Genomic DNA, 23249 nt, shown 5'->3' with positions numbered 1-23249 from the left:
GGCCTCCGGAGGGGGGCCGGGAGCGCGCCGCGAGTCTTTTCCCCGAGGTGGGAGCGGCGCCGTAAGGAGACCCTATGACACTGAACACCGACGCCCTCTCCCGCCGCCTGAGCTGGCGCGGAATTCTCGCGGGCCTGGTCATGGGCCTGGTCAGCACGCTGACGATCATCGCGCTGGGGCTGGTGATCACGGCCCTGACCGGCATCACCCTGACCGGCACCGGCATTCAGGCGCTGATCTGGACCGCCATCGCGGCGCTGGTCGGCGCCTACGCGGCCGGGCGCACGGCGGTGCGGGCCAGCGCGCCTTCGACCCGCAACGACGACGGCATCGCCGCCATGACCCACAGTGACGCCAGCCTGACCGGGCTGATCACCGGCGGCCTGCTGGTGCTGCTCTCGACCCTGCTGCTGTTCAACGCCGCCCGCAGCCTGCTGGGCCTGGCGACCAACGCGGTGAGCAGCGTGGTGGGCACGGCGGCCAACGTGGCCGGGGACGCGGCCCAGAGCGGCAACCTCCAGAACGGTCTTCAGAACTTCATCAGCGGCGTCAACCAGCAGGACGTGGTGGACCTGATCGCCCAGAACAGCCCCAGCCTCAACGAGGAGCAGGTGGACGCCGCCGCCAACGTGGTGACCAACATCTTCCGCCGCTCGGCCTACGACCTGGGCCAGCAGGACCTCACCACCATCACCGACTTCCTGCCTGCCCGCCTGACCGCCATCCGCAACGCGCTGACCGGCGAGTCCTTTGAAACCCGGCTGGAGCGCCAGGGCCTGAGCGGCGCCCAGGCCGAGGAAGTGCGCACCGTCATCAACAACGAGATCAACCGCCTGGAGCGCCAGACCCAGCAGCTGGCCGACACCGCCGAGCAGACCGCCCGCACCGCCGCCCGCAACACCGGCCTGGGCTGGCTGCTGGCCGCTGGCCTGACCCTGCTGGCCTCCACCATGGGCGCCCGCAGCGCGGCGACCCACCGCGCGATCCCCACGCTGCCGGTCGACCGCCGCTAACACTTCTTTCCAGGGCGCCGCTCTCCCAGGTGGGGGGCGGCGTTTTGCTGCTGCGCCCCGGAGGCTTTTCTCGGTGTGGGGGGTGAAGAGCCGCCCCTTGAGCAGGCCGACCTGGCGTTCCGGCGCTCTAGGCTGGGCGGGTGACCCTTCGCCGCCGCCCGCGCCTGACGCCTTCTTCCCGTGCCCGGCGGGCGCTGCAACTGGGGGTGGTGCTGCTGCTGGGGGCGGCAGCCGGGCGCCTCAGCCCGGTGGTGGTGCGCCCGCCGCTGGTGCTGGGGCAAGACGCGGCGTATCCAGGGGCGGCGGGAACGGCCCGCGTGACGCTGGAGTGGGCGCCGCAGCCCTTCATCAACATCGAACCCCGGGGCCGGGCGGCCGGGACACTGCTGGTCTTCTACGGCGGCGGGCTGGTGCGGCCCCAGGCCTACGAGTGGCTGGGGCGAGCGCTGGCGGCGCGGGGCGTGCAGACGGTCATCCCGGTCTTTCCGCTGGACCTGGCCGTGACCGGGGTGAACCGCGCCGGGAGCCTGATCGGGCGTTTCGGCGCGGGCAAACGGGTGGTGCTGGCCGGGCACTCGCTGGGCGGCGCGGTGGCGGCCGGATACGCGGCAGAACAGGGCAGCTCACTCTCGGGGCTGGTGCTGCTGGCAGCCTATCCGGCACGGAACGTGGACCTGCGCGCCGCCCCCTTTCCGGTGCTGTCGCTGCTGGCCGCGCGTGACGGGGTGGCGGCGGCGGAGGACGTGCGCGGGGGGCTGGACCGCCTGCCGCCGGGGACGACCCTGACGGTGTTGCCCGGCGCGGTCCACGCCTTTTTCGGGCGCTACGGGCCGCAGCGCGGCGACGGCCTGCCGGACGTGACGCGTGAACAGACCGAGCGCGAGATCGTGCGCGCCGTGGGCGGGTTTCTGGACACGCTGCCGCCGCGCTGAAGCCCGCCTTCACCCAGGAGGGAAAAGGGGCCGGGCATCCAGTCTCTCCTCGGGGCGGGGGGAGTAGCCTGCCGGGCATGAGTGACGCCGCCTCCCTTTCCCCCAGCGCGCAGCGTGCGCGGCAGCTCGCCACCTCGGGCCTGATCCTGGGGGTCTTTCTGGCCGCGCTGGAGTCCAGCGTGGTCGCCTCGGCCATGCCCAGCGTGATCGCCGACCTGGGCGGACAGCGGATGTACGCCCTCCCCTTCGCGGTGTACCTGCTGACCAGCACCGTGAGCAGTCCGCTGTGGGGCCGCGCCTCGGACGTGTGGGGACGGCGGCGGCTGTATCTGGTGGGCGTGGTGCTGTTTCTGGCGGGCAGCGCCCTGTGCGGCCTCGCGCAGAGCATGGGCTGGCTGGTGGGCGCCCGTGCGCTCCAGGGGCTGGGAGCGGGCGCGGTGCTGCCCCTCACGCTGACGATCATCGGGGAGACGTACGCGCTGACCGAGCGCGGGCGGGTCCAGGCGTTCATCAGCGGGGTGTGGGGCCTCTCGGGGCTGACCGGGCCGCTGCTGGGCGGCTGGCTCACCGACACGCTGTCGTGGCGCTGGACCTTTTACGCCTCGCTGCCGTTCGGGCTGGCGGCGCTGGTGATCGCCTGGCGCCACCTGCGCGAGACAGGCACCCCGCGCCCGGCGCGGCTGGACTGGGCGGGCGCGGCGCTCTTTACGCTGGGCAGCGGCCTGACCGTGTGGGGGCTGGAGGGCCGCGCCTGGACCCTGGTCGGCGCGGGGCTGCTGATTCTGGCCGCCGCCATCGTCACCGAGCGGCGGCACCCCGAACCGCTGCTCCCCATGCGGGCGCTGGGGCAGCGGGTCACGGCGCTGGCTTTCGCGGGCAACCTGCTGGGCGGCGCGGCCTACTTCGGCGTGATCGCCTACCTGCCGCTGTACGCGCAGGGGGTGGGGGGCGGCGGCGCGACCGGCGCGGGCGCGATCCTGACGCCGATGCTGGTGGGCTGGACCCTCAGCAGCATTCTCAGCGCCCGGCTGCTGACCAGGGTACCGCTGGCGCGGCTCTCGCAACTGGGCTTTCTGGTGCTCACCGTGACCTTTGCGGCGCTGATCTTCGCGGTTCACGCCCCACTGTGGGTCACGTCCGCGCTGGGCTTCGTGGTCGGGATCGGGATGGGCTTCTCGATGCTGAGCCTGCTGCTCTCGGCGCAGGAAAAGGCCGCGCGCGAGGAACTCGGCGCCGTGACCAGCGGCGTGCTGTTCGCCCGGCAGATGGGCGGGGCGCTGGGGGTCGCCTTGATGGCCCTCCTGATCGGCCCGGCGGCGATCCTGACGGGCGGCCTGGCGCTGGCCGAGGGCTTGCAGCGGGCGTATGTGCTCGCCTTCGGGCTGGTGACGCTGGGCTTCGTGCTGACGCTGGGGCTGCGGGTGGTCCGGCCGGGTGCGGGGGGGGCGCCGGAGACGAAGCCCTCCGGCGCCGATTGAGCCTGCCTGCGGCCTACCCGTCCAGCGCGGTCAGCACCGCGTCCACGATGCGCTCCCCGTACGCCTCGATGCGCTTGTCCCCCAGTCCCGGCAACCCGCGCAGCTCGGCCAGGGTGCGCGGCTGCCGGGCGGCCAGGGCGTCGAGGGTCGCGTTGGGAAAGATCACGAAGGCGCTCAGGCCTGTCTCGCGGCACAGTTCCTTGCGAAGTTCGCGCAGCGCCTCGGCCACCTCGGGGTTGGGGGGCAGGGTGGGAGCGGCAGCTTGGGGCGCCTCCGGGAAAAGGGCGGCGGGCCGGGCGGAAGGCGGAGCTTCCGGGCGCGGGCGAACGGGGGGCGCCGGGACCGGGGCGCCGCTTCCCCGCAGCAGCCCCAGCACCGCCGCGTTGCCCGCCGCGCCGCGTTCGGCCTCCGTGGGCGGGCGGCTGACCGCTGGCCGCTGGCTGCCCCCCGAATGCTCCCGCACCACCGCCAGCACCTCCTCGCCGTACTCCGCGAGCTTGCGTGATCCGACGCCGCCCACGCTGCCCAGGGTGTTCAGGCTGCCGGGCCGCAGCTCGGCAATGGTTTTCAGGGTCGCGTCGTTGAAGATCACGTAGGGGGGGACGGCCTGCTCGCGGGCCTTCGAGAGCCGCCACTGGCGCAGCGCCCCGAACAGCGGCTGGTCCTGGGCGTCCACCGGGGCGCGGTTGCCCCGGGCGGCCCGGTCCCGCCCGGCGCGGGCCGCCCTCGGAGCCAGGGTGTCCTCGCGCAGGGTCAGCGTCTCCTCGCCCTTCAGGATCGCGCGGGCTTTGGCCGTCGCCGTCAGGCCGTGGTGCTCGCCCGCCGCGAGGTACCCCAGGCTGACCAGCTGGCGCAGCAGCCCGCGCCAGGTCTTCTCGTCGTGGTCTCGCCCCACGCCGAAGGTGGGCAGCGTGTGGTGCCCCATCGCCCGGACCTTCTCGGTGTCGCGGCCCAGCAATACGTCGGTGAGGTGCGCGGCGCCGAAGCGGTTGCCGGTGCGGACCACGGCCGAGAGCGCCATCTGGGCTTCCCGGGTGGCGTCGCGCACGCGCGGAGGGGTCAGGCACACGTCGCAGTTGCCGCACGGCTCCGGCAGGGTCTCCCCGAAATACGAGAGCAGCACCTGACGGCGGCAGGTCGCGGCCTCGCAGTAGGTCAGCAGCGCGTCGAGCTTGGCGGCCTCGACCCGTTTCACGTCCTCGGGGGCCAGGCTCTGCGAGAGCATCCGCTTGACGTTCACCACGTCGGCCAGGCCGTAGACCATCCAGGCGGTGCTGCCCAGGCCGTCGCGCCCGGCGCGGCCCGTCTCCTGGTAGTAGCCTTCCAGGCTCTTGGGCAGGTCGAGGTGCGCCACGAAACGCACGTTGGGCTTGTCGATCCCCATGCCGAAAGCGACCGTGGCGACCACGATCAATCCTTCCTCGTTCAGGAAGCGCTCCTGGGCCGCGTTGCGCTCGCGCGGCGAGAGGCCCGCGTGGTAGGCGACCGCGTCCACGCCCTGCGCCTGGAGCCATCTGGCGGTCTCCTCCACCGACTTGCGCGAGAGACAGTACACGATGCCCGCGTCGCCCGGGTGCTCGGTGCGGATGAAGTCCAGCAGCTGCGACTTCGGCCCCTCCTTGGCCGCCACCCGGTACTGGATGTTGGGGCGGTCGAACGACGAGATGAACTGCGGGGCGTCCCCCAGGTCCAGCACACGCAGGATGTCCGCCCGCGTGCGCTCGTCGGCGGTGGCCGTCAGGGCGAGGCGGGGGATCTGCGGAAAGCGCTGCGGCAGCACATGAAGCTGCCCGTACTCGGGCCGGAAGTCGTGGCCCCACTGAGAAACGCAGTGCGCCTCGTCGATGGCAAAGAGCGCCACCGGGGCCTGCGAGAGCAGGTCGAGGGTCCGCCCCAGCAGCAGCCGCTCGGGCGCCACGTACAGCAGGTCGAGGTCTCCGGACATCAGCGCGGCCTCGACCTCGCGCACCCCTTCGGGCGGCAGGGTCGAGTTCAGGAAGGCCGCCCGCACGCCGACCTGCCGCAGGGCGTCCACCTGGTCTTTCATCAGCGCGATCAGGGGCGAGACGACGACGCCTACCCCGTCCCGCAGCAGCGCGGGCACCTGATAGCACAGGCTCTTGCCGCCGCCCGTGGGCATCAGGACCAGCGCGTTGCCGCCCTGGGCCACCGTCCGCACGATGTCGGCCTGCACCCCCCGGAAGGCGCCGTAGCCCCAGACGCTTTTCAGGAGGTCCAGGGCGCGCTGATCGGTGGGCGGAAGGACAGCGGTCATGGAGGAACAGGATAGCGCGTTACGCCTGAGGCGTAATCAGGACGGGTCCCGGCGGGGAGAAGCGCGCGCCTACCACTCGATGAGGCCGGACTGGTCGCGCCAGACGGTCCGCGTGTCGGCGGTGTCCCCGATGGTCCCCCGGGCGCTGATCCCACCCAGACCGGAACTGGCGTCCAGCACGATTCCCAGGACGTTCCAGCCCTGTTTCGCCTGAACGTTCACCGTCACGGCCGCCCGGGGAAGGCCGAGCAGATTCCCGCAGTCCAGGGTGCCCGTCAGCCGGGTGGCCTGGTCGGCGTACAGCCAGGCGTAGCCTTGCAATCTGGCCCGGGGGGGCAGGTAGCTGAAGTCCACGGTCGCGGCCACGATGGTCTGCGCCTGCGCCGAACTCCGCGCGTTCAGGGCCAGGAAGCCGTAGCCGCGTGCCGCCGGGGTGCTGCTGCTCAGCGTCCCTGTGCAGCCCAGTTGCGCCAGCGCACTGGCCGAGTCCCGCAGCGCGCCCGCGCCGGTAAGCGCCCCCTCGGTGGGCAGCGCCAGGCTGAAGCTCCCGTCCGCCGCGACCTCCGCGCTGGCGAGCGCCTGACCGGCGGGGCCGGGGAGGGTCACGGTGCCCGTCCCCGCCCAGTTGGCGATCTCTCCCCGCACGGCCGCCACGGGAGGCTGGTTCTCGGGAGCCGGGGGGAGCCGGGCGGAACCGCAGGCGCTGAGGGCGAGGGCGGCGCCGACGAGCAGCGCGGGGCGCGTCAGGGTCTTCATGGCAACAGCTTAACAAGCGCGGGCTGGGGGCCGGGGGCCGCCGTGGAAAGTCAAGCTACGCCCCCACCTCGACCACCGTGCGGCCCCGCACCCGGCCCGCCAGAATCTCCTGCGCGAGCGCGGGAACGTCGCTCAGCGGGCGAACCTGGGTCACGTCCGCGAGCCGGGCGGCGGGGAGGTCGCGGGCCAGCCGGGTCCACGCCGCCCGGCGGCGCTCCATGGGGCAGGTCACCGAGTCGATGCCCAGCAGCCCGACCCCGCGCAGGATAAAGGGAAAGACGCTGGTGTGCAGCTCGCTGCCGCCCGCCAGCCCGCAGGCGGCGACGGCCCCGTGGGTGCGGGTGCTGGCGATGGCCCCGGCCAGCGTCTCCCCGCCCACGCTGTCGACCACGCCCGCCCAGCGCTCCTTTTCCAGCGGGCGCTTGAGGGCAGGCACCTCCTCACGGCCGATGATGTGGGAAGCGCCGAGGGAACGCAGGTAGCCTTCTTCGCCCGGGCGGCCGGTGCTCGCCGTGACCGTGTGCCCCGCCGCCGCGAGCAGGGCGACCGCTGTACTGCCCACGCCGCCCGCCGCGCCGGTAACGAGAACCTCGCCGCCACCGCCGGAGGTCAGCCCGTGCTCCTCCAGGCTCAGCACCGCCAGCATGGCCGTGAAGCCCGCCGTGCCGACACTCATCGCCCAGGCGGCGTCGGTGCCGGGCGGCAGCGGCACCAGCCATTCGGACCGGACGCGGGCGTACTCGGCGTACCCGCCGTCTTGCCGCTCGCCGATGCCCCAGCCGGTGAGGACCACCGCGTCCCCGGGCTGGTATCGGCCCGTCTCGTCTTGCACGACCGTTCCGGCAAGGTCGATGCCGGGCGTCATGGGCAGCGAGCGCAGCACGCCGGGACGCCCGGTCACGGCCAGCCCGTCTTTGTAGTTGAGGCTGGAGTGGGTCACGCGGACCAGCGTGTCGCCCCCTGGCAGGGCGCTCAGCGGCAGCGTCTGGAACTCGGTGCGGAAGCCCGCGTCGTCTTTCACGGCGCGCAGGGCACGGAACTGTTCGGGCAGGGGCAGGTTGGATCGAGTCATGGGCAAAACCTCCTGGGTCTAGGCTGCTGGAACGGGGAGGCTTCAGCCTACCCCGGGCTGCCGTGGCCGCGAGCGTCCGCTGAGAGAGTCACCCCTCCCGCGCAGGAGGGCGCCTTACATCTCATGAGGGGCTGCTCAATGTGAAAAACCTCATACCGGGTCATGCTGGCTTCAGCCACCACAATTTCAGACGGTCTCTTCCCGGTGGCTAGAGGTCTGCACCCATGCACCCACGACGTTCCTTGCTGCTCGGCGGTACCCTGACGCTTCTCTTGGCGGCATGTGGTCAGCCCCAGATGCAGCCCGCCGAGGCCGACCCCTACGCGAACGGCGCCAGCTACCCCTGGGCCTACACCGCTCCGGCGGACAGGCTCACTCCCCTCACCCTCACGCCCGGCGAGAACACCCTGCAATACGAACCCGTTCTGGCCGCGCGCAACGGCTGGGGTCCCATCGAGGTCAACCGCTCCAACGGCGAGCAGGCCCCCGGAGACGGCCGGACCCTTTCCATCAACGGCAAGACCTATACCCGGGGCTTCGGCACCCACGCGGGCAGCGAACTGCGCTTCAGCCTGAAGGGCACCGGAGCGACCTGCACCCGCTTCACGGCGGACGTGGGGGTGGACGACGAGGTCGGCCCCCGGGGCAAGGTGGTCTTTCAGGTCTACCTGGACGGGGTGAAGGCCTACGACAGCGGCGTGATGAAGGGCAAGGACGCGGCCCGGCGGGTGGACCTGGACATCAGCGGCAAGGGGGAGCTGCGGCTGGTGGTGACGGACGCGGGGAACGGGATCAACTACGACCATGCGGACTGGGCGGATCCGAAGATCTATTGCCAGGCGGTACAGACGCCGCCCACGACCGGCAAGCCCGGCACGTTGGACCTTGCCTTCGACGGAGACGGCTACGTCGCTTTCCCGAACGCAGGCCAGACTGGGTTCTATGGTTTGTCGAATCTCCTTCAACTGCCCAACGGGAACTTGCTCGCTATCGCTTTCCAGGACCGTAAGATCGTGCAGTTGATTCCTGACGGCCAGTTCAACCGGGCGTTCGGCAATCAGGGTGTGGCGCCACTCCCCTTCTCTCCAAGACGTGCGGTGCTGCAAGACGGCCGCTTGCTCATCTTAGGTTGCCTCGACCCTTACTGCCTTGAGCCACCTCAATACGTCCTGAATCGCCTCAGGCCGGACGGCACCGTGGACCCGACATACGGCGTGAATGGAACGGTGACCATCGAAGCCAGGCCGAGCAACGAGGGCGTGTCCAGCGGCGTGTTTATGGAGTTACAGCCGGACGGCAAGGTGATTGTGGCGACGGCGGAATATGACGCACCCAAGAACCCGGTCGGAAGCGGGAAAGCCAGCCGTTGGAAGTTGCAGAGGTACACGCAAAACGGCGCCCTGGATTTCACCTTCGGCACCGCCGGGGCGATCCTCACGGACGTGGGCGACGACGCGGCGATTCGGGACATGGTCATTCAACCTGACGGCCGGATCGTCCTCGGCGGCGTCACCGGCACCCTGGGCAGCCAGGCAGCCACGTTCATCCGGTACACCGTGAACGGCCAGGTGGATGCGTCCTTCGCTGGTGGAACCGTCCGGATCAACTCGGCCGCGACCCGTCAGGAACTGCACGACCTGGAGGTGCAGCCGGACGGCAAGCTGCTGGCCGCCGTCACCCTGATGGGGGACGAGGACCCCTATCTTGCGAAGCTGGCGCGCCTCAACACCGACGGGACGCTGGACGCCAGCTTTGGAGTGGGTGGCGTCGCCTCGTTCGCCCCCTTTGATCAATTTAACGGCATCGAACTTCAAACGGACGGCAAGATTCTGGGGTGGGGTGACAATGTATTCACGCACCATTACCACCCAAATCAGCCTTACATCTCTGGATTGGCCCGGTTAACGCCCCAGGGACAGCCAGACAAGACGTTCGGGACCAATGGGATTGCGCGCATCGTCTTGAATGACGCGGTGTCGGGAGCCACCCAGTTCAACCTCTTTGATTTCCTGGTCCAGGCCGACGGAAAGATCGTGCTGAGTGGCTACACCAACACGGGCTACAACCTGAACAACGGGTACATCGTTCGGCTGCTGCCTTGAGAATGGCCTGACGCCACTTCTGATCTGTGCTGAGGGGACCACGCATTCCCTCCCCCTCAGCGCACGTCCTCGAACTCGGTCACCGCCTGCGCCAGGGCGTCGGTCGTGGTCGCCTGATACCCGGCCCAGACCAGCCAGAGGGCGTGCAGCGTCTGCCGGGCGTGGCTGAGAGCCGCCTGCACGCCGGGCGTGGCCTCGTCCCCGGCGGCGGCCAGGGCGACTGTCAGGTGCAGCTTGGCGTTGAGGTAGCGGGCCTGCTCGGAACGCGTGCCGTCGTAGACATACACGACCTCGTCCCAGCCGGGGACGAAGTCCCGCCACAGCAGGCGGGTCACGCCCGGATGACTGCCCAGGCACAGCAGCTGGGCGGGCGTGCCGTCAGGGGCGCGCAGATCACGCTCCCCGCACTGCTGGGCCGCCAGACCGCTCACGTCGCGGTCGACACTCTCCTGAAAGCGGGCCTGGATAACGACGCGGGCGGAATCACGGGCAGCTTTGGACATATTGTCAGTATTATATTCTGTTTTCAGCGAACCGTGTCGGGGAGGCAGAGCGGCCCGGCGCGCTAGCCTGGCGAACATGACGCTGCCCTCCTCCCCCACCCCCCCGCCTCTGGAGGGGCTGTCCCCGGAGGCGCAGGCCGTGACCGCGCGGGCCGTGCAGGCGGTCCACGCCCACGCCGACGCCTGCGAGGCCGCCGGGGACGTGACGCCGGGCGCGGCGGCGGCGCTGCGGGCCAGCGGGTACACCCGGCTGACCCTGCCGCGCGGGGCCGGGGGTCTGGGGGCCAGCCTGACCGGGTACGCGGCGGCGCAGCTCGCGCTGGGCCAGGCGAACGCGGCGCTGGCACTGGTGCTGGCGATGCACACGCACGTGGTCGGGGCGGCCTTTCAGGCCAGGACGCTTCCCGGGCCGCTGCTGGAGGCCCTCGCGCAGGCCAGCCGGGACGGGCGGCTGGTGAACGCGCTGGCGAGCGAACCCGAACTCGGCAGTCCCTCGCGGGGGGGGCTGCCCCGTACCGTGGCGGTGCCGGACGGGGACGGCTGGCGAGTCACGGGCCGCAAGACCTGGGCGACGGGCGCGCGCGCCCTGGACCTCGCGCTGGTGAGCGCCGCCGCGCCGGGGGGCGAGGTCGTGCGGCTGCTGGTGCCGATGGACGCGCCGGGCGTGGGGGTGGAGCCGACCTGGACGGGCGCGCTCGCGCTGCGCGGCAGCGGCAGCCACGACGTGACCTTTGCGGAGGTGCGGGTGCCCGCCGAGCACGCCGCGCCCCCTGGCGCGCCCCACCCGGCGAGCAGCGCGTGGTTCTGGACGGCGGTCGCGGCGACGTACCTGGGGGTCGGCTTCGCGGCCCTGCACGCCCTGACCCGCTACGCCCGCGAGCGGGTCCCCACGGCGCTGGGCGCGCCCCTGGCCACCCTGCCGCGCGTGCAGGAAAACGTGGGCCGGATCGCCTCGGAGCTGCACGCGGCGCGGGCGCTGCTGGAGGACAGCACGCGGGGCTGGGACGCCCACCCCACGCCCGGCGCTCTGCCCCGGCTGGCGGCCGCCAAGGCCCACGCCACGGGCGCCGCCGTGAACGCGACCGACCTCGCCGTGCGGACGGCGGGGGGCGCGGCGCTCATGCCCGCGCTGCCGCTGGAGCGGCTGCTGCGCGACGCCCGGGCGGGCCTGACCCACCCGCCCTCCGACGAGGTGGGGTACGCGAGTCTGGGCGCGGCGCTGCTGGCAGACGGCTGAAACGCGGGCCGCCAGCCCACCCTGCGGCCCCGCGCCCGGGAAGCGGTGGGCCGCCGCCGACCTTATCCTGATCCCCGATGCGCCTGCTGCCCCGTCACGATCCCCTCAGCCAGGGCTGGCGACTGGCGCTGGCCGCCCTGGCAGGGCTGCTGCTGGGAGCCTTGCTCGCGCGCGGCGCCGTGAGCGTGGTGCTGGCGCTGGTGCCGCCGGGGCAACCCTACGTGCGGACGCTGGTGGGCGGGCTGAGCGCGCTGATCAGCGTGACGCTGGGCTTCGGGCTGGCGGGGGGGCTGTCGGCGCGGGCCTTGCCGCTCGCGCGCCTGGGGCTGACGCGCGGGCAGGCCCGCCTGCGGGCAGGGGCGGCGGCGGGGGCGACGGCGGGCCTGCTGGTCGTGCCGGTCGGCGGCCTGATGGGACTGGCGGGCATCTACCAGGGCGGGCTGCTGGGGGACGCCCTGGGGGGCACCCAGCTCGTGGGGCTGGTCACGGCGGCGTGCGCGCTGTACGGCCTGGTCTCGGGCGGGGTGCTGGGGCTGCTCACCGTGCGGGCGGGGCTGGCGTGGCGCCCGGCCCTGGGGGGCCTGCTGGGCTTCGGGGCCGCCGGGCTGCTGGGGGGCAGCCTGCTGGCCTGGCGCGGGGTGCCCGACCTGCTTTCAGGGGGCGGCTGGGCGCTGCTGCTCGTGCTGGCCGTCTTTTTCGTGACCCTCCAGGTGGTGGGCGACCTGCTGATCTCGGGCGGCATCGCGGCGGCGGCCGAGCACCCGGAGCGCGACGCCGCCGACGACCGTCAGGTCAAGCTCACGCTGGCCGCGCTGGGGCTGGCGCTGCTGGGGGGCTGGGGGCTGGCCGAACGGGCGGTCGCCTTCGTGCAGTCGCGCCCGGCGCCCTCCGCGCCGCTGGCGGTGCCCCTCGCGGCCGGGGTGGACTGCGCGGCGCCCACGGACCCCCTGGAACTTGCCGTGTGGCGGGTCACGACCCGGGGCGGGCGGCCCGACCTCTCGTGCGGGAACGCCTACCTGGGGATGCTGCACACGCCGAATCCCGACCCGGCCTTCAGCGCCGCCGCGCCCACGCCGCACGGGGCCTACGACCGGCTGGCCGCACAGATCGCGGGCGCCCGGCGCGAGGTGCTGTACGCCGTGATGGAGTGGGCCGACGAGCCTGGGCGGGGGCCAGGCGCGGTGATCGCCGGGGGGGTCGCCGCGCTCTACCGCCGCGTGCAGGCGGACCCGGCGGCCTACCCGGACGGGGTGACGGTGCGGCTGGCGCTGGGCAACTTCCCGGTCACCGCGACGCTGGAATGGGGACCGCAGGTGTACGCGGCCACCCGCGACCTGCTCGCGGCGGGGGTGCCGCTGCAAGACGAGCGGCTGGGCTGGCGGGTCGAGGTGGCGAACTACGCGGGCAGCTTTCCCCACAGCCACGCCAAGTTGCTCGTCACCGACGGCGTGGACCTCACGGTGACCGGCTTCAACGTGGGGCCGCTGCACCTGCCTTCCGGCCCTACCGGGGGCTACGGCGGCGACCTGCGCGACCTGGGGCTGCGGCTGCGCGGCCCGGTGGCGCGCGACGGCCTGAACGTCTTCGACGACCTGTGGGCGCGCAGCCGGGTGCTGGCGTGCGCGCCCGGCGTGACCCCCCGCAGCGTGCGCGCCGCCTGTCAAACCGGGGGGCTGGGCGTGCCCGAGCACCCGCAGGGCACCGACCGCCAGCCCCTGACGCGGGCGGGGGACGTGCGGGCCTTCAGCCTCTACCGCCGCGAGGGCTTTTCCGCCGCCGACGAGGCGCTGGTCGCGGCCCTGGACGCCGCACAAGGCAGCATCGAGCTGCTGCACGTGAGCTTCAGCATGAACGTGCGCTGTAACCTCGCGCTGCTCAACCCCCGGCTGTGCACCGAAGGCGACGCGCTGCCCTGGATGCGGGCGCTGGTGCGGGCGGCGGCGCGCGGGGTGCAGATTCGGGTGATCCTGCACGAACACAGCCTGCTGGGGCTGGAAAACCGCATCGGGCTGGCCTCGCTGCGCCGCGAACTCGCCGCGCGGGGGCTGTCAGGGCGCTTCGAGGCCCGCTGGTCCCCCGGTCCCCTCCACGCCAAGGCGGGGCTGATCGACCGGCGGCTGCTCACGGTGGGCAGCCAGAACCTGCACTACTCCTCGTGGACCCCGCGCGGCCTCAACGAGTACACCGTCGCCACGACCGCGCCCGCCGCCGCCGCCGAGTACGCCCGCCTCTTCGGCTGGCTGTGGGAACAGGCGCCGCCCGCCGAGTTGCCGGGGTGGCTGCTGGGGGGCGGAGAGTGACGCGGGGCGGGTTTTGCGTTGCGTTGACGCGGCGGGACCTAACCTGGATGCACTCAGGCACGCTCTTTCCCGGTCCAGTCAGGATGAGGGGGCGCCGCCGCAGGAGCCAAACGTGAGTATGCACCCCAGCCCCCACGCCCCCCCGGCGCTTCAGCAGGCGCGCCAGCGAGTCCTCTCTGGGCAGAGCGCATGACGGCCCCCGGACCGTCTCCGCTGGTCTCGGTCATCATCCCGGCGTACAACGCGGCGGGCTACCTGGAAGACACGGTGGACTCGGTGCTGCGCCAGACCTACCCGCACGTGCAGGCCGTGATCGTGGACGACGGCTCGACCGACGAGACGCCCGGGGTGGCGGCGCGGCTGGCGGCCCGGGACCCCCGGGTGCAGGTGGTGCGGCAGGAGAACCGGGGCCTGCCCGGCGCGCGCAACACCGGCATCCGGCACGCGGCGGGCGAGTACCTGGTCTTCCTGGACGCCGACGACCTGATTGCCCCCGACAAGGTCGAGCGGCAGCTGGGTTACCTGCTCGCGCACCCCGGGACCGATCTGGTGTATTCGGACTACCTGATGGTCAGCGAGACCCTGTTTCCGCTCTCCTACGAGCGCACCCGCAAGCGGCTGCCGCTGCGCGAGGCGTACCGCTACACCAATGTCTTTCCGGTGATGGCGGCGCTGCTGCGCACCTCGCTGGCGCGGCGGGTGGGGGGCTTTGACGCCTCGCTGCACGCCTGCGAGGACTGGGACTTCTGGCTGCGCTGCGAGCGGGCGGGCCGCTTTGCCTACCTGCCCGGCCAGGTGTGCGTGTACCGCCAGCACGGCACCCAGATGCACCGCCGCTACGCCTTCATGTGGGCCAACATCACGCGGATGGCAGACAAGAACTTCGGACGGGGCACCCGGGCCTACCGCAGCGTGCTGGGGGCCTTTTGCTGGTGGCAGTTCCGGCTGCACCGCGAGGGCCAGCCGCGCTGGGCCTGGCTGCGCGACGCCCAGACGCGCGGCGTGCTGCTGCGCTTCTTGTGGGTGTTGCGCGACCCGCGCGAGATGTGGTTCATCGTCCGGTCCTACCGGCGCGGGATGTGACCGCGCGCCGGGAAGGGGGGCGACCCTTCCCCACAAGGCTCCCCCGCGCCGGTCCCGGAGAGGGGCGGCCCAGCGCGCTTACCGGGCCAGGGAGCGCCCCAGCCAGTGGCCCAGCCGCGCCGCGAACTCCTGGCCGTTCCAGTCGGCCACACTGAACCTCGGCAGCGCCAGGGCCTGGTCGCCGCGGCGCACCCCCCGGCTGACGGAGGTGCAGGCCCGGACGAACCCCGCCTGACGCACCAGCTCCAGGGTCTGGTCGCTCCGCGAGCCGTAAGGCAACGAGAAACTCGTCACCGGACGCTGGAGCAGGCCTTCCAGGCGGGTCTTGCTGGCCTGAATCTCGGCCCGCTGGGCTGCCGGCCCCAGCTCGGCCAGCGGGGGATGCGTCACCGTGTGGGCGCCGATCTCGACCAGCGGATGCGCGGCCAGGCGCTCCAGTTCGGCCGGGGTGAGCGGGCGGTTGTGGGGGTCCGGGGCGCCGGGACCCTCCGCCGGCGGGGAAGCGCCCACCCAGGCGCGCACCGCCGAGAGCAGCGCTTCTCTGTCGGGGCCGCTCAGGGTCCGCAGCCGCCAGTACAGGTCGAGGTACAGCCGCCCGCGTGGCCCGGGGTCCGCCGCCGTCTCGGCCCGCCACGCCGGGGACACCGGCCCCTGGGCGGCGCGGCCCAGCCTCCACTCCTGATCCGGGTTCTCCAGTCGCCACCGCTCCGGCAGGACGGGGCTACGCAAGATCAGCTGCGCCAGCTCGTCCCACCAGAAAGGCCCCGGCTGCCCCAGGTAGCCGCTCGCCACAAAGACGGTGGCGGGCACCTCGTGGCGCGCCAGCAGGGGCAGGGCGGCGTGGAGGTTGTCGGCGTACCCGTCGTCGAAGGTGACCGCGACCAACCCCCCGCGCCGGCGCCCGGCACCCGCGTCCTGTCCCAGCCGCGCCAGCGCCGCCGGGCGGGCCAGGCGCCGCAGCACCTCCAGATGCTGCGCGAAATGCTCGGGCCGCACGCTGATGCCCCAGGGGTCCACCTCCGGGCAGGCCACGCGGTGGTAGAGCAAGATGACGCCCGGCGGGTCAGCGAGGTGCTGCACCCGCCCCCGCAGGCGGCGCAGGCCGCGGCGCACCCGGCCGCTGCCGGGCACCCTCACCCGGAGGTGGGCTTGGTGGCCCGGACGGTGTAGATCACCGGATAGCGGGGATCGTGGGCGGCGAGTTCCGCGGGCCGCAGTTCGGCGGCCGACAGCCCCTCCAGAAAGGCGACGGCCGACAGCACGTTGCCGTGGCCCCCCACCTCGACGTGGCTCTCCGGAAAGGCCTCCTCGAAGCAGCGCCGCGCCGAGTGCCCGGTAAAGCTCCAGTACCACGGCCAGTCGTCGCCGCCCGTGGGCGTGATGCCCGGCAGGGTGGCGAGCACCACGCCCCCGGGTTTCAGCACCCGGTAAATCGTGGCGACGGCCGCCGGAAGGTCGTAGATGTACTGAAGCGTCTGCGTCAGGATGAAACAGTCGAAGGTCCCGGAGGGCAGCGCCTCGCCGTGCGCGAGGTCACCCACAAAGGTCGCGGCCGGATGCCCGGGATCGACATGCAGCACGTCGCTGCGGGTGACCCGCCCCGCGCCGAAGCGGAGCGTGTAGGCATTGTTCGCGATTTCCAGCACGCGCCCCTGCACGTCGGCGGCGTGCCGCTCCAAAAAGGCCTCGATATAGCTGCGGTCCACCGGCACCCCCCGGTCGAAGCCGTAGTCCTGGCTGATGGGCTGAAGCCGCCGGAAGCTGCCGAACTCCACCGCGCCGACCGGGGGGGGCGCCTCCGGCCGCAGCTGCCGCCTCAGGCGGGCATACAGCGGCGGCGGCAGCAGGCGCCGGGTGAGGGGACCGAGCACCGGAACGGCCGCGCCCAGCACCTGCCGCAGCGGACGCGGCCGCCGTTCTGGCCCCCCACTCACGCGCGCCCCGGGAAAAACTTGCGGCGACCCCACGTCCTTGTCCACACTCTCCACCGGCTGATCTTAGCCTGGCTCATGAGACGGCCTGAGCCGCTCCGGCCTGGGCGGTGACCTGCTCGCGGCGCCACTCCGGCGTGAGGTAGATCAGGCCCGAGCTGCGGCTCAGGCGCCGGGTGGTCAGCCGCCCGCCGTCCACGACCTCGAAACTCAGGCAGTCCTCGGCGTAGTCGTGGGTCTCGTCGGCGTAGTCGCTGCCCGCCCACAGCCCGACGTAGTAGATGTCGGGGTAAAAGCGCAGGTCGCGCAGGGTGACGGTCAGCGTCTCGTGCGGACCGAAGTCGCGCAGGTCGAAGTGGGAGTCCACGTCGTTGAGGTCGCACACCCGCGTGCCGTCGGCTGCCCTCACGACCACCGAGAGCCGCACCTGCCGCTCGGTGAAGCGCGGCGTGAAGTTCACCCGGAACCGGATCGCCACGTCCTCGCCCAGCGAGAATTCGCGGCGGGGCGCGCCGTCCGCGCCCTGCACCTCGGCCCACTCGAAGCGCGCCGCCTGGGTGCCGGGCCGGGGCGGTCCCGAGGCGAGGTCCGCCGACTCGCCCACCGCCCCCATGCGGCTCAGGTACGCCGAGACGACCTGCCCCACCGGCCCCGCCACCTCGACCTGCCCGCCCGAGAGCAGCAGGCCGCTGCTGCACAGCTGGCTGATCGCGGCGAGGTTGTGGCTCACGAAAATCACGGTGCGGCCCTCACGGCCCACGGCCTCCATCTTGCCCAGACACTTTTTCTGGAATTCCAGGTCGCCCACCGCCAGCACCTCGTCCACGATCAGAACCTCGGGTTCGAGGTGGGCGGCCACCGCAAAGGCCAGGCGCACGTACATGCCGCTGGAATAGCGCTTGACCGGCGTGTCCAGAAAGCGCTCGATCTCGGAAAAGGCCACGATCTCGTCGAAGCGGCGCCGGATCTCGCCCCGGCGCATGCCCAGGATCGCCCCGTTGAGATAGATGTTCTCGCGGCCGGTCAACTCGGGGTGGAAGCCGGTGCCGACCTCCAGCAGGCTGGCGACCCGCCCGCGCATCCGCACCCGCCCGGAGGTCGGCTCGGTGATGCGCGAGAGCACCTTGAGCAGCGTAGACTTGCCTGCCCCGTTGCGCCCCACGATGCCCAGGCGGTCGCCCTCGCGCACCTGAAAGGCCACGTCGCGCAGCGCCCAGAAGGTCTCGCTGCCGCCTCTCTCCTGCCCGCCGCCGCGCGCCCGCTGCCACAGCGCCCGCGCCCCGTGCGCGAGCTGATCGCGCAGGGTGTCGTGCGTCTGTTCGTGGCGCAGGGTGTAGCGCTTGGACAGCCCTTCCACGTCGATCACCGTCATGTCTGTTTTTCCTCCATGGTTCAGATCACGTCCGCGAACTGGCGCTCGGTGCGGCGGAAGACCCACAGGCCCAACCCGAACAGCGCCGTGACCACCCCGCAGGCCAGCACGAAGCCCGGCCAGTTCATGCTTACCCGGTCGCCCAGAATCGCCCAGCGAAAGCCGTCAATCACGCCCACCATCGGGTTGAGGGCGTACAGCCCCCGCCACGCCTCGGGCACCACGTTGCTGCTGAAGCCCACCGGCGAGAGGTACAGCCCGAACTGGGTGATAAAGGGAATCAGCACCCGCACGTCGCGGAAGCGCACGTTCAGCGCCGCCAGCGTCATCCCCAGCCCCAGCGCCCCCAGCAGCGCGGGCACCACGAACAGCGGCAGCAGCACCATCCGCCACGACGGCACGAACCCGAGCGCGAGCATCAGCCCCAGCAGCACCGCCAGCGAGATCAGAAAATCGACCACGTTCACCAGCACGGTGCTCGCCGGGATGATCAGCCGCGGAAAATACACCTTGGACACGATGGCCGAGCTGCCCACCACCGAATTGCTGCTGTCACTCATGGCCCCCGCGAAGAGGTTCCAGGGCAGCATCGCCGCGTAGACCAGGATCGGGTACGGCACGCCCTCTTCGGAGGGGAGGCCCGCGACCCGGCTGAACACGAAGGTGAACACCGCCATGGTCGCCAGCGGGCGCAGGACGCTCCAGGCCACGCCCAGGACCGTCTGCTTGTAGCGCACGAGGAGGTCCCGCCACGCCAGAAAGAGCAGCAGTTCGCGGTAGCGCCACAGGTCGCGCCAGTAGCCGCGCTCGTGCCGCCCGCCCTCGATCACCAGATCGAAGTCGGCGGCGGCGGGCGGCGCGGGAGCAGAGTGGCCCGTCATGGGGAGCGGCGCCTCACGCCGCCTGCCCCCGGCGCAGGCGGTGCAGGTAGCCCTCGCGCAGCAGGCGCAGGCTGCGCTCCGGCGCCAGCAGGGTCGCGCGCAGAAAACGGCCCAGTCCGCCCAAACGGCGGCCGTTGTTCCAGCGGTTGCGCGCCACGTAGTAGTGCATCTCGTGCCTCAGCTGCCGCAGCAATCGGGCGAGCTGCTCCGGATGCTCGGCCAGGTGCGCGTAGAACTCGTCGTAGCTGTATTCCGGCAGCCCCGCGCGGCGCCGCCCCGAGTTGGCGCGGACCCGCCGGGCATTGAGCATCATGCGGACGTAGCTGCTCTCCGAGATGTTCTCGCCGTGCATCCGGTAGTAGGTCAGGCGCCCGGGCAGGTTGAGCACCACCCCCCGCCCTGCCAGCCGGGTCCACAGGTCGGTGTCCTCGGCGGGCGTGTAGTCCGCGCGGTAGCCGCCCACCTCGAAAAAGAGGTCCTTGCGAAACACCACCGACGAGTTGATCATCGCCATCTGCCCGATCTCGTCGCGCCAGTAGCGGTAGTCCTCCAGCGTGGTGATGCCCAGGTCCTCGACCCGCCGCACCTGCCCGAACCGGTTGGTGATGTACCCGGCGGTGCCCAGCGCGGCGAGGGGACCGTGGGCCCGGTCGTCCCACGCCGCGATAAAGGCCGCCTGCTTTTCGAGCTTGTGCGGGTTCCAGGTGTCGTCGGCGTCGCAGATCGCCAGCCAGTCGCCCCGGGCGTGCTCGATCGCGAGGTTGCGGGTGGGCGAGATCCCCCGGTTGGGGGTGGACAGCAGCCGGAAGCGGGGGTCGCTGATGCAAAACTGCCGGGCGATCTCGGCGCTCTGGTCGGTCGAGCCGTCGTCCACCATCACGACCTCGAACTCCCGGTAGGTCTGGCGTTGCAGAGACACCAGCGTCTCCTGAAGGTAGTTCTGGGCGTTGTAGACCGCGACGATGACAGAAAATTGCTTGACCATCCTGCTCCTGGGTGCGGGAAAATTCTGGCTTGTGGGGAGGGTGCGGGGCAGTTCCGGGGTCCCGCTGGGGATGCCCGGGCCGGGCGGGCGGGGGGGGGGCGAAGAGGGGTCAACCCAGGGCCGACGAGCGACCGCTCCTCAGTCTCCTCCCGCAGCCCCGCACGGTCTCTCACCCCCAGGAGCTTGCCGCGCCGGGGGTTGCGGGAACGTCTCCAGTTCGTCAAGTGGCCTGCGGGTCCCGGGGGTCCGCTCTGCGGAACTGGCCCGGCCCGCCGCGATTGTGCCTCATCCGCGCGCCCGCTACACTCGCCCGGTGCGCCGCGCCGCCCTTGTCCTCCTGACCGTTCTCGCGGGCCTCGTCGCCCTCGCCGCTCCCGCCTTTCCCGCCCTGAGCCGTTACGGGGCGCTGCCCCGCGTGGCGGACGGTCCGGTCAACGTGCTGCTCGCCGGGGTGGACGTGGACTACGACGACGCGGCCGCCGTGTGGCCGTACCCGCCCAAGCCGGAAGCCTACGACCAGCGCACCGACACGTTGATGCTCGCGCAGGTGCGCCCCGACGGCGCCGTGAAGTTGCTGAGCATTCCGCGCGACACCTGGGTGAACATTCCCGGCTACCGCTGGAGCAAGATCAACGCCGCCAACCCCCAGGGCGGGCCGGAGTTGCTGGTCCGCACCGTGCAGGAGCTGACGGGCCTGCGGGTGGACGCCCACGTGCTGCTCTCGCTGGGTGCTCTGCGGGCGCTCACCGAGGCGGCGGGCGGGGTCACGCTGGACGTGCCGGGGCGCATGAAGTACGACGACAACGCCGGGCACCTGCACATCGACCTTCAGCCGGGGCGCCAGCACCTCAGCGGCGAGCAGGTCGAGGGCTTCCTCCGCTTCCGGCACGACAACCTGGGCGACATCGGGCGCGTCGCGCGGCAGCAGGCGTTCCTGACGGCGATGACGAACCGGATGACCAACCCGCTGAACTGGTGGCGCCTTCCCGGCATGGTGGGCGCCCTGCACCAGAACACCCGCTCGGACCTGACGCGGGACGAGGTCGGCGCGCTGCTGGGCGCGGCGCTGCACGGGCCGCGCATCAGCACCTACACCGTGCCCGGCGACTTCGGCGGCCCGACCTGGGTCCCCGACCGCGCGGCGCTCTCGGCGCTGATCGCCGAGCACTTCCGCGACCCCAATGACCCGCGCGGCCTGCGGGTGGCGGTGCTGAACGTCGGCGCCCCCGACGGCAGCGCCCGGCAGCTGCGCGAGCAGCTCCTGACCCTGGGCTACCAGAACGTGTGGGTCGCCGACGCCCCGCGCGCCGACGTGGGTACCACCGTGAGCGGCGCGGCCGCCGAGCAGGTGCTCCGTGACGTGGGCCACGGCCAGCTCAGCCGGGACGCGGGCGCCCCCGGCGCCGACGTGACCGTGCGGCTGGGCACCGACACCCCCGCGCCCTGAGCCGCGCGCCCCGCCCGGGCGTTTGTGACGTGCTGCTGCGCGTCCCCGCCAGGCTGAGGTATACTTCCAGACGAATTCCTCGAGGTGGGGTGGGTTTTTCGCCCACCCCTTTTCGTGGAGGGGGTGGTTTCCGGCCCGCTCTTCTGCGGCCCACAATATGAATAACAACGCAACGCACAATTCAGACACTCTTCAGCGCCTTGCCGACGGCGTCTTGCGGCCCCTGGGCTTCGAGGTGCTCGACGTGCAGGTGCAAAACCCCGGTCGGCGGCCCATCGTGGTGATCCGGATGGACCGCCTCGACGAGCAGCCCGTGACGGTCGAGAATCTGGAGGCCGCCAGCCGCGCGGTCGGCGCGGAGTTCGACCGCACGGACCCCATCGCGGGCGAGTACCGGCTGGAACTCGAGTCGCCGGGCGCCAAGCGTCCGCTCACCCGCGCGCGGCATTTCGAGCGCATGGTGGGTCTCAAGGCCCGGGTGCGGCACGAGGCCCACAGCTTCACCGCGCCCATCAAGGCGGTCGAGGGCGACGCGGTCACCTTCGCGGTCGAGGGCCAGGGCGACGTGACGCTGAGGGTCGGGACCTTCCAGGGCAACCTGGCCGAGTTCCCCGACCGCCACCGCTAAGACCCGCGCACCCCCTCAGCCCCGCCGCCCGGCGAGGCCCCCCAGCAGGAAGGAAGTGGTATGACCCAGGGAGAATTCAACTTCGCGGATGCACTGCGCGAAGTGGCGCAGCAGCGCAACATCAACGAGATGCAGCTGATCGAGGCCTTCGAGCAGTCGCTCGCGCAGGCCTACACCCGCAACGTGGAACCCGACCGCCGCGTCGAGGTCCACCTCGATCCCCAGAGCGGCGAACTCGAAGTCTTGATCGTGCGCGAGGTCGTCGAGAAGGTGGAGGACGAGAACCTCCAGATTTCTCTCGCCGACGCCCTCGAACTCGATCCCGGCGTCGAACTCGGCATGGAGATGGAGTTTCCGGTGGACCGCGAGAAGTTCTCCCGGATCGCTCTCCAGGCCGCCAAGCAGACCCTGACCCAGAAGATGCGCGAGACCGAGCGCAACGTCGTGTTCAACGAGTACAAGGACCGCGAGGGCCAGGTGCTCACCGCGCAGGTCGCCCGCAGCGACAACAAGGGCAACTGGTTCGTCGAACTCGGCGCCGGGGAAGCGATCCTGCCGCCCCGCGAGCAGATTCCCGGCGAGAAGCTGACCCCCGGCAACCGGGTCAAGATCTACCTCAAGGAGGTCCGCAAGACGCCCAAGGGGCCGACCATCCTGGCGAGCCGGGCCGACGAGCGGCTGCTGGACTACCTGCTCCGGCAGGAAATCCCCGAAGTCGCCAACGGCATCGTGGAGGTCAAGGCGATTGCCCGCGAGGCCGGGCAGCGCTCCAAGGTGGCGGTCTTCTCGCACAACGCCAACGTGGACCCCATCGGCGCGTGCATCGGGCACCGCGGCAACCGCATCCAGGCCGTGACGGGCGAACTCGGCCGCGAGCGGGTGGACGTGATTCTCTGGGACGCCAACACCCGCGACTTTATCCGCAACGCGCTCTCGCCAGCCAAGGTGGGCCTGATCGACCTGCACCCCGACAGCCGCGAGGCGACCGTGACGGTCACGCCCGACCAGCTCTCGCTCGCCATCGGCAAGGGCGGGCAGAACGTGCGGCTGGCCGCCAAGCTGACCGGCTTCAAGATCGACCTGCGCGAGACGGCGGCCGTTTCCGACCTCGACGCCGCCATGCAGCAGGCGCTGCAAGACGAGCAGGAGGGCGCGGGCCAGGGCAGCGCCGCCGCCTCGGCCTTCGACGCGCTGTTCCGCGACAGCAAGTCGGTGGCGACCGCCAGCCCGGACGACGCCCAGGAGTAATTCCGC

At 71.9% G+C, this 23249-nt stretch carries 19 protein-coding genes; 10 read left to right on the top strand and 9 right to left on the bottom strand.

The annotated features are described in order from the left end of the window. The first annotated feature begins 74 nt into the window (after positions 1-74). From HNQ09_RS01175 to HNQ09_RS01165, 3 genes are all read left to right on the top strand, one after another. Positions 75-1013 (top strand): hypothetical protein, encoded by a 939-nt coding sequence (locus tag HNQ09_RS01175; RefSeq protein WP_184024336.1) that lies wholly within the window; start codon positions 75-77, stop codon positions 1011-1013. A gap of 140 nt (positions 1014-1153) precedes the next feature. Continuing rightward, the gene (locus HNQ09_RS01170; protein ID WP_184024335.1) at positions 1154-1945 is read left to right on the top strand and encodes an alpha/beta hydrolase; all 792 of its coding nucleotides are present in this window, start codon (positions 1154-1156) and stop codon (positions 1943-1945) included. Positions 1946-2022: 77 nt separating this feature from the next. Beyond that, positions 2023-3423 carry an MDR family MFS transporter gene (locus tag HNQ09_RS01165; protein WP_184024334.1) on the top strand — a complete coding sequence of 467 codons (1401 nt, stop codon included), beginning with the start codon at positions 2023-2025 and terminating at the stop codon, positions 3421-3423. 13 nt (positions 3424-3436) lie between these two features. Here the strand turns inward: HNQ09_RS01165 and recQ are convergent, their stop codons facing one another. The 3 genes from recQ to HNQ09_RS01150 all read right to left on the bottom strand — a co-directional run bounded on the left by recQ (position 3437) and on the right by HNQ09_RS01150 (position 7526). Further along, entirely contained in the window at positions 3437-5698 is a 2262-nt protein-coding gene (gene recQ, locus HNQ09_RS01160) for a DNA helicase RecQ (protein WP_184024333.1), read from the bottom strand. A gap of 69 nt (positions 5699-5767) precedes the next feature. Further along, positions 5768-6454, bottom strand: a complete 687-nt coding sequence (locus HNQ09_RS01155; protein ID WP_184024332.1) for a hypothetical protein — start codon at positions 6452-6454, stop codon at positions 5768-5770. A gap of 55 nt (positions 6455-6509) precedes the next feature. After that, on the bottom strand, positions 6510-7526 hold the full coding sequence (locus tag HNQ09_RS01150; protein WP_184024331.1) for an MDR family oxidoreductase: 1017 nt from the start codon (positions 7524-7526) through the stop codon (positions 6510-6512). 296 nt (positions 7527-7822) lie between these two features. Here HNQ09_RS01150 and HNQ09_RS01145 point away from each other — a divergent pair, with 296 nt between their 5' ends. Beyond that, entirely contained in the window at positions 7823-9628 is a 1806-nt protein-coding gene (locus HNQ09_RS01145) for an NPCBM/NEW2 domain-containing protein (RefSeq protein WP_246363048.1), read from the top strand. Positions 9629-9684: 56 nt separating this feature from the next. On the opposite strand, the gene HNQ09_RS01140 is transcribed toward HNQ09_RS01145, so the two are convergent. Further along, positions 9685-10131 carry a hypothetical protein gene (locus HNQ09_RS01140; RefSeq protein WP_184024327.1) on the bottom strand — a complete coding sequence of 149 codons (447 nt, stop codon included), beginning with the start codon at positions 10129-10131 and terminating at the stop codon, positions 9685-9687. Positions 10132-10207: 76 nt separating this feature from the next. Here HNQ09_RS01140 and HNQ09_RS01135 point away from each other — a divergent pair, with 76 nt between their 5' ends. The 3 genes from HNQ09_RS01135 to HNQ09_RS01125 all read left to right on the top strand — a co-directional run bounded on the left by HNQ09_RS01135 (position 10208) and on the right by HNQ09_RS01125 (position 14751). Then, positions 10208-11368, top strand: a complete 1161-nt coding sequence (locus HNQ09_RS01135) for an acyl-CoA dehydrogenase family protein (protein WP_184024324.1) — start codon at positions 10208-10210, stop codon at positions 11366-11368. Between the two features lie 77 nt (positions 11369-11445). Next, complete coding sequence (locus tag HNQ09_RS01130; RefSeq protein WP_184024322.1) at positions 11446-13668, top strand: phospholipase D-like domain-containing protein; 2223 nt, start codon at positions 11446-11448, stop codon at positions 13666-13668. 189 nt (positions 13669-13857) lie between these two features. Beyond that, on the top strand, positions 13858-14751 hold the full coding sequence (locus tag HNQ09_RS01125) for a glycosyltransferase family 2 protein (RefSeq protein WP_184024320.1): 894 nt from the start codon (positions 13858-13860) through the stop codon (positions 14749-14751). A 78-nt stretch (positions 14752-14829) separates the two neighbouring features. Here HNQ09_RS01125 and HNQ09_RS01120 read toward each other — a convergent pair whose 3' ends face one another. The 5 genes from HNQ09_RS01120 to HNQ09_RS01100 are packed head-to-tail and all read right to left on the bottom strand — an operon-like array spanning position 14830 to position 19920. Beyond that, complete coding sequence (locus HNQ09_RS01120; RefSeq protein ID WP_184024318.1) at positions 14830-15882, bottom strand: polysaccharide deacetylase family protein; 1053 nt, start codon at positions 15880-15882, stop codon at positions 14830-14832. Positions 15883-15884: 2 nt separating this feature from the next. Next, positions 15885-16739, bottom strand: coding sequence for a methyltransferase domain-containing protein (locus HNQ09_RS19225; RefSeq protein WP_221269485.1), 855 nt, complete (start codon positions 16737-16739; stop codon positions 15885-15887). A 19-nt stretch (positions 16740-16758) separates the two neighbouring features. Then, positions 16759-18054 (bottom strand): ABC transporter ATP-binding protein, encoded by a 1296-nt coding sequence (locus HNQ09_RS01110; protein ID WP_184024317.1) that lies wholly within the window; start codon positions 18052-18054, stop codon positions 16759-16761. Positions 18055-18074: 20 nt separating this feature from the next. After that, complete coding sequence (locus tag HNQ09_RS01105) at positions 18075-18935, bottom strand: ABC transporter permease (protein WP_184024315.1); 861 nt, start codon at positions 18933-18935, stop codon at positions 18075-18077. 13 nt (positions 18936-18948) lie between these two features. Then, positions 18949-19920, bottom strand: a complete 972-nt coding sequence (locus tag HNQ09_RS01100; protein ID WP_184024313.1) for a glycosyltransferase family 2 protein — start codon at positions 19918-19920, stop codon at positions 18949-18951. Between the two features lie 313 nt (positions 19921-20233). On the opposite strand from HNQ09_RS01100, the gene HNQ09_RS01095 reads away from it, so the two are divergent. From HNQ09_RS01095 to nusA, 3 genes are all read left to right on the top strand, one after another. Beyond that, complete coding sequence (locus HNQ09_RS01095) at positions 20234-21367, top strand: LCP family glycopolymer transferase (RefSeq protein ID WP_184024311.1); 1134 nt, start codon at positions 20234-20236, stop codon at positions 21365-21367. A 157-nt stretch (positions 21368-21524) separates the two neighbouring features. Beyond that, positions 21525-21995 carry a ribosome maturation factor RimP gene (gene rimP, locus HNQ09_RS01090; protein ID WP_184024309.1) on the top strand — a complete coding sequence of 157 codons (471 nt, stop codon included), beginning with the start codon at positions 21525-21527 and terminating at the stop codon, positions 21993-21995. 60 nt (positions 21996-22055) lie between these two features. After that, the gene (gene nusA, locus HNQ09_RS01085) at positions 22056-23243 is read left to right on the top strand and encodes a transcription termination factor NusA (protein ID WP_184024307.1); all 1188 of its coding nucleotides are present in this window, start codon (positions 22056-22058) and stop codon (positions 23241-23243) included. Positions 23244-23249: the final 6 nt, after the last annotated feature.

This window comes from Deinococcus budaensis (assembly GCF_014201885.1).
GTDB lineage: Bacteria > Deinococcota > Deinococci > Deinococcales > Deinococcaceae > Deinococcus > Deinococcus budaensis.
Note: the sequence above shows the minus strand (reverse complement) of the source record. Positions and strands in the feature narration are given on the sequence as shown.

What these genes read in the sequence shown, in the direction of transcription:
- HNQ09_RS01175 (WP_184024336.1), top strand. Translation starts at nt 75, where the DNA reads ATGACACTGAACACCGACGCCCTCTCCCGCCGCCTGAGCTGGCGCGGA.
- HNQ09_RS01165 (WP_184024334.1), top strand. Translation starts at nt 2,023, where the DNA reads ATGAGTGACGCCGCCTCCCTTTCCCCCAGCGCGCAGCGTGCGCGGCAG.
- recQ (WP_184024333.1), bottom strand. Translation starts at nt 5,698, where the DNA reads ATGACCGCTGTCCTTCCGCCCACCGATCAGCGCGCCCTGGACCTCCTG.
- HNQ09_RS01155 (WP_184024332.1), bottom strand. Translation starts at nt 6,454, where the DNA reads ATGAAGACCCTGACGCGCCCCGCGCTGCTCGTCGGCGCCGCCCTCGCC.
- HNQ09_RS01150 (WP_184024331.1), bottom strand. Translation starts at nt 7,526, where the DNA reads ATGACTCGATCCAACCTGCCCCTGCCCGAACAGTTCCGTGCCCTGCGC.
- HNQ09_RS01145 (WP_246363048.1), top strand. Translation starts at nt 7,823, where the DNA reads ATGCAGCCCGCCGAGGCCGACCCCTACGCGAACGGCGCCAGCTACCCC.
- HNQ09_RS01140 (WP_184024327.1), bottom strand. Translation starts at nt 10,131, where the DNA reads ATGTCCAAAGCTGCCCGTGATTCCGCCCGCGTCGTTATCCAGGCCCGC.
- HNQ09_RS01135 (WP_184024324.1), top strand. Translation starts at nt 10,208, where the DNA reads ATGACGCTGCCCTCCTCCCCCACCCCCCCGCCTCTGGAGGGGCTGTCC.
- HNQ09_RS01130 (WP_184024322.1), top strand. Translation starts at nt 11,446, where the DNA reads ATGCGCCTGCTGCCCCGTCACGATCCCCTCAGCCAGGGCTGGCGACTG.
- HNQ09_RS01125 (WP_184024320.1), top strand. Translation starts at nt 13,858, where the DNA reads ATGACGGCCCCCGGACCGTCTCCGCTGGTCTCGGTCATCATCCCGGCG.
- HNQ09_RS01110 (WP_184024317.1), bottom strand. Translation starts at nt 18,054, where the DNA reads ATGACGGTGATCGACGTGGAAGGGCTGTCCAAGCGCTACACCCTGCGC.
- HNQ09_RS01105 (WP_184024315.1), bottom strand. Translation starts at nt 18,935, where the DNA reads ATGACGGGCCACTCTGCTCCCGCGCCGCCCGCCGCCGCCGACTTCGAT.
- HNQ09_RS01100 (WP_184024313.1), bottom strand. Translation starts at nt 19,920, where the DNA reads ATGGTCAAGCAATTTTCTGTCATCGTCGCGGTCTACAACGCCCAGAAC.
- rimP (WP_184024309.1), top strand. Translation starts at nt 21,525, where the DNA reads ATGAATAACAACGCAACGCACAATTCAGACACTCTTCAGCGCCTTGCC.
- nusA (WP_184024307.1), top strand. Translation starts at nt 22,056, where the DNA reads ATGACCCAGGGAGAATTCAACTTCGCGGATGCACTGCGCGAAGTGGCG.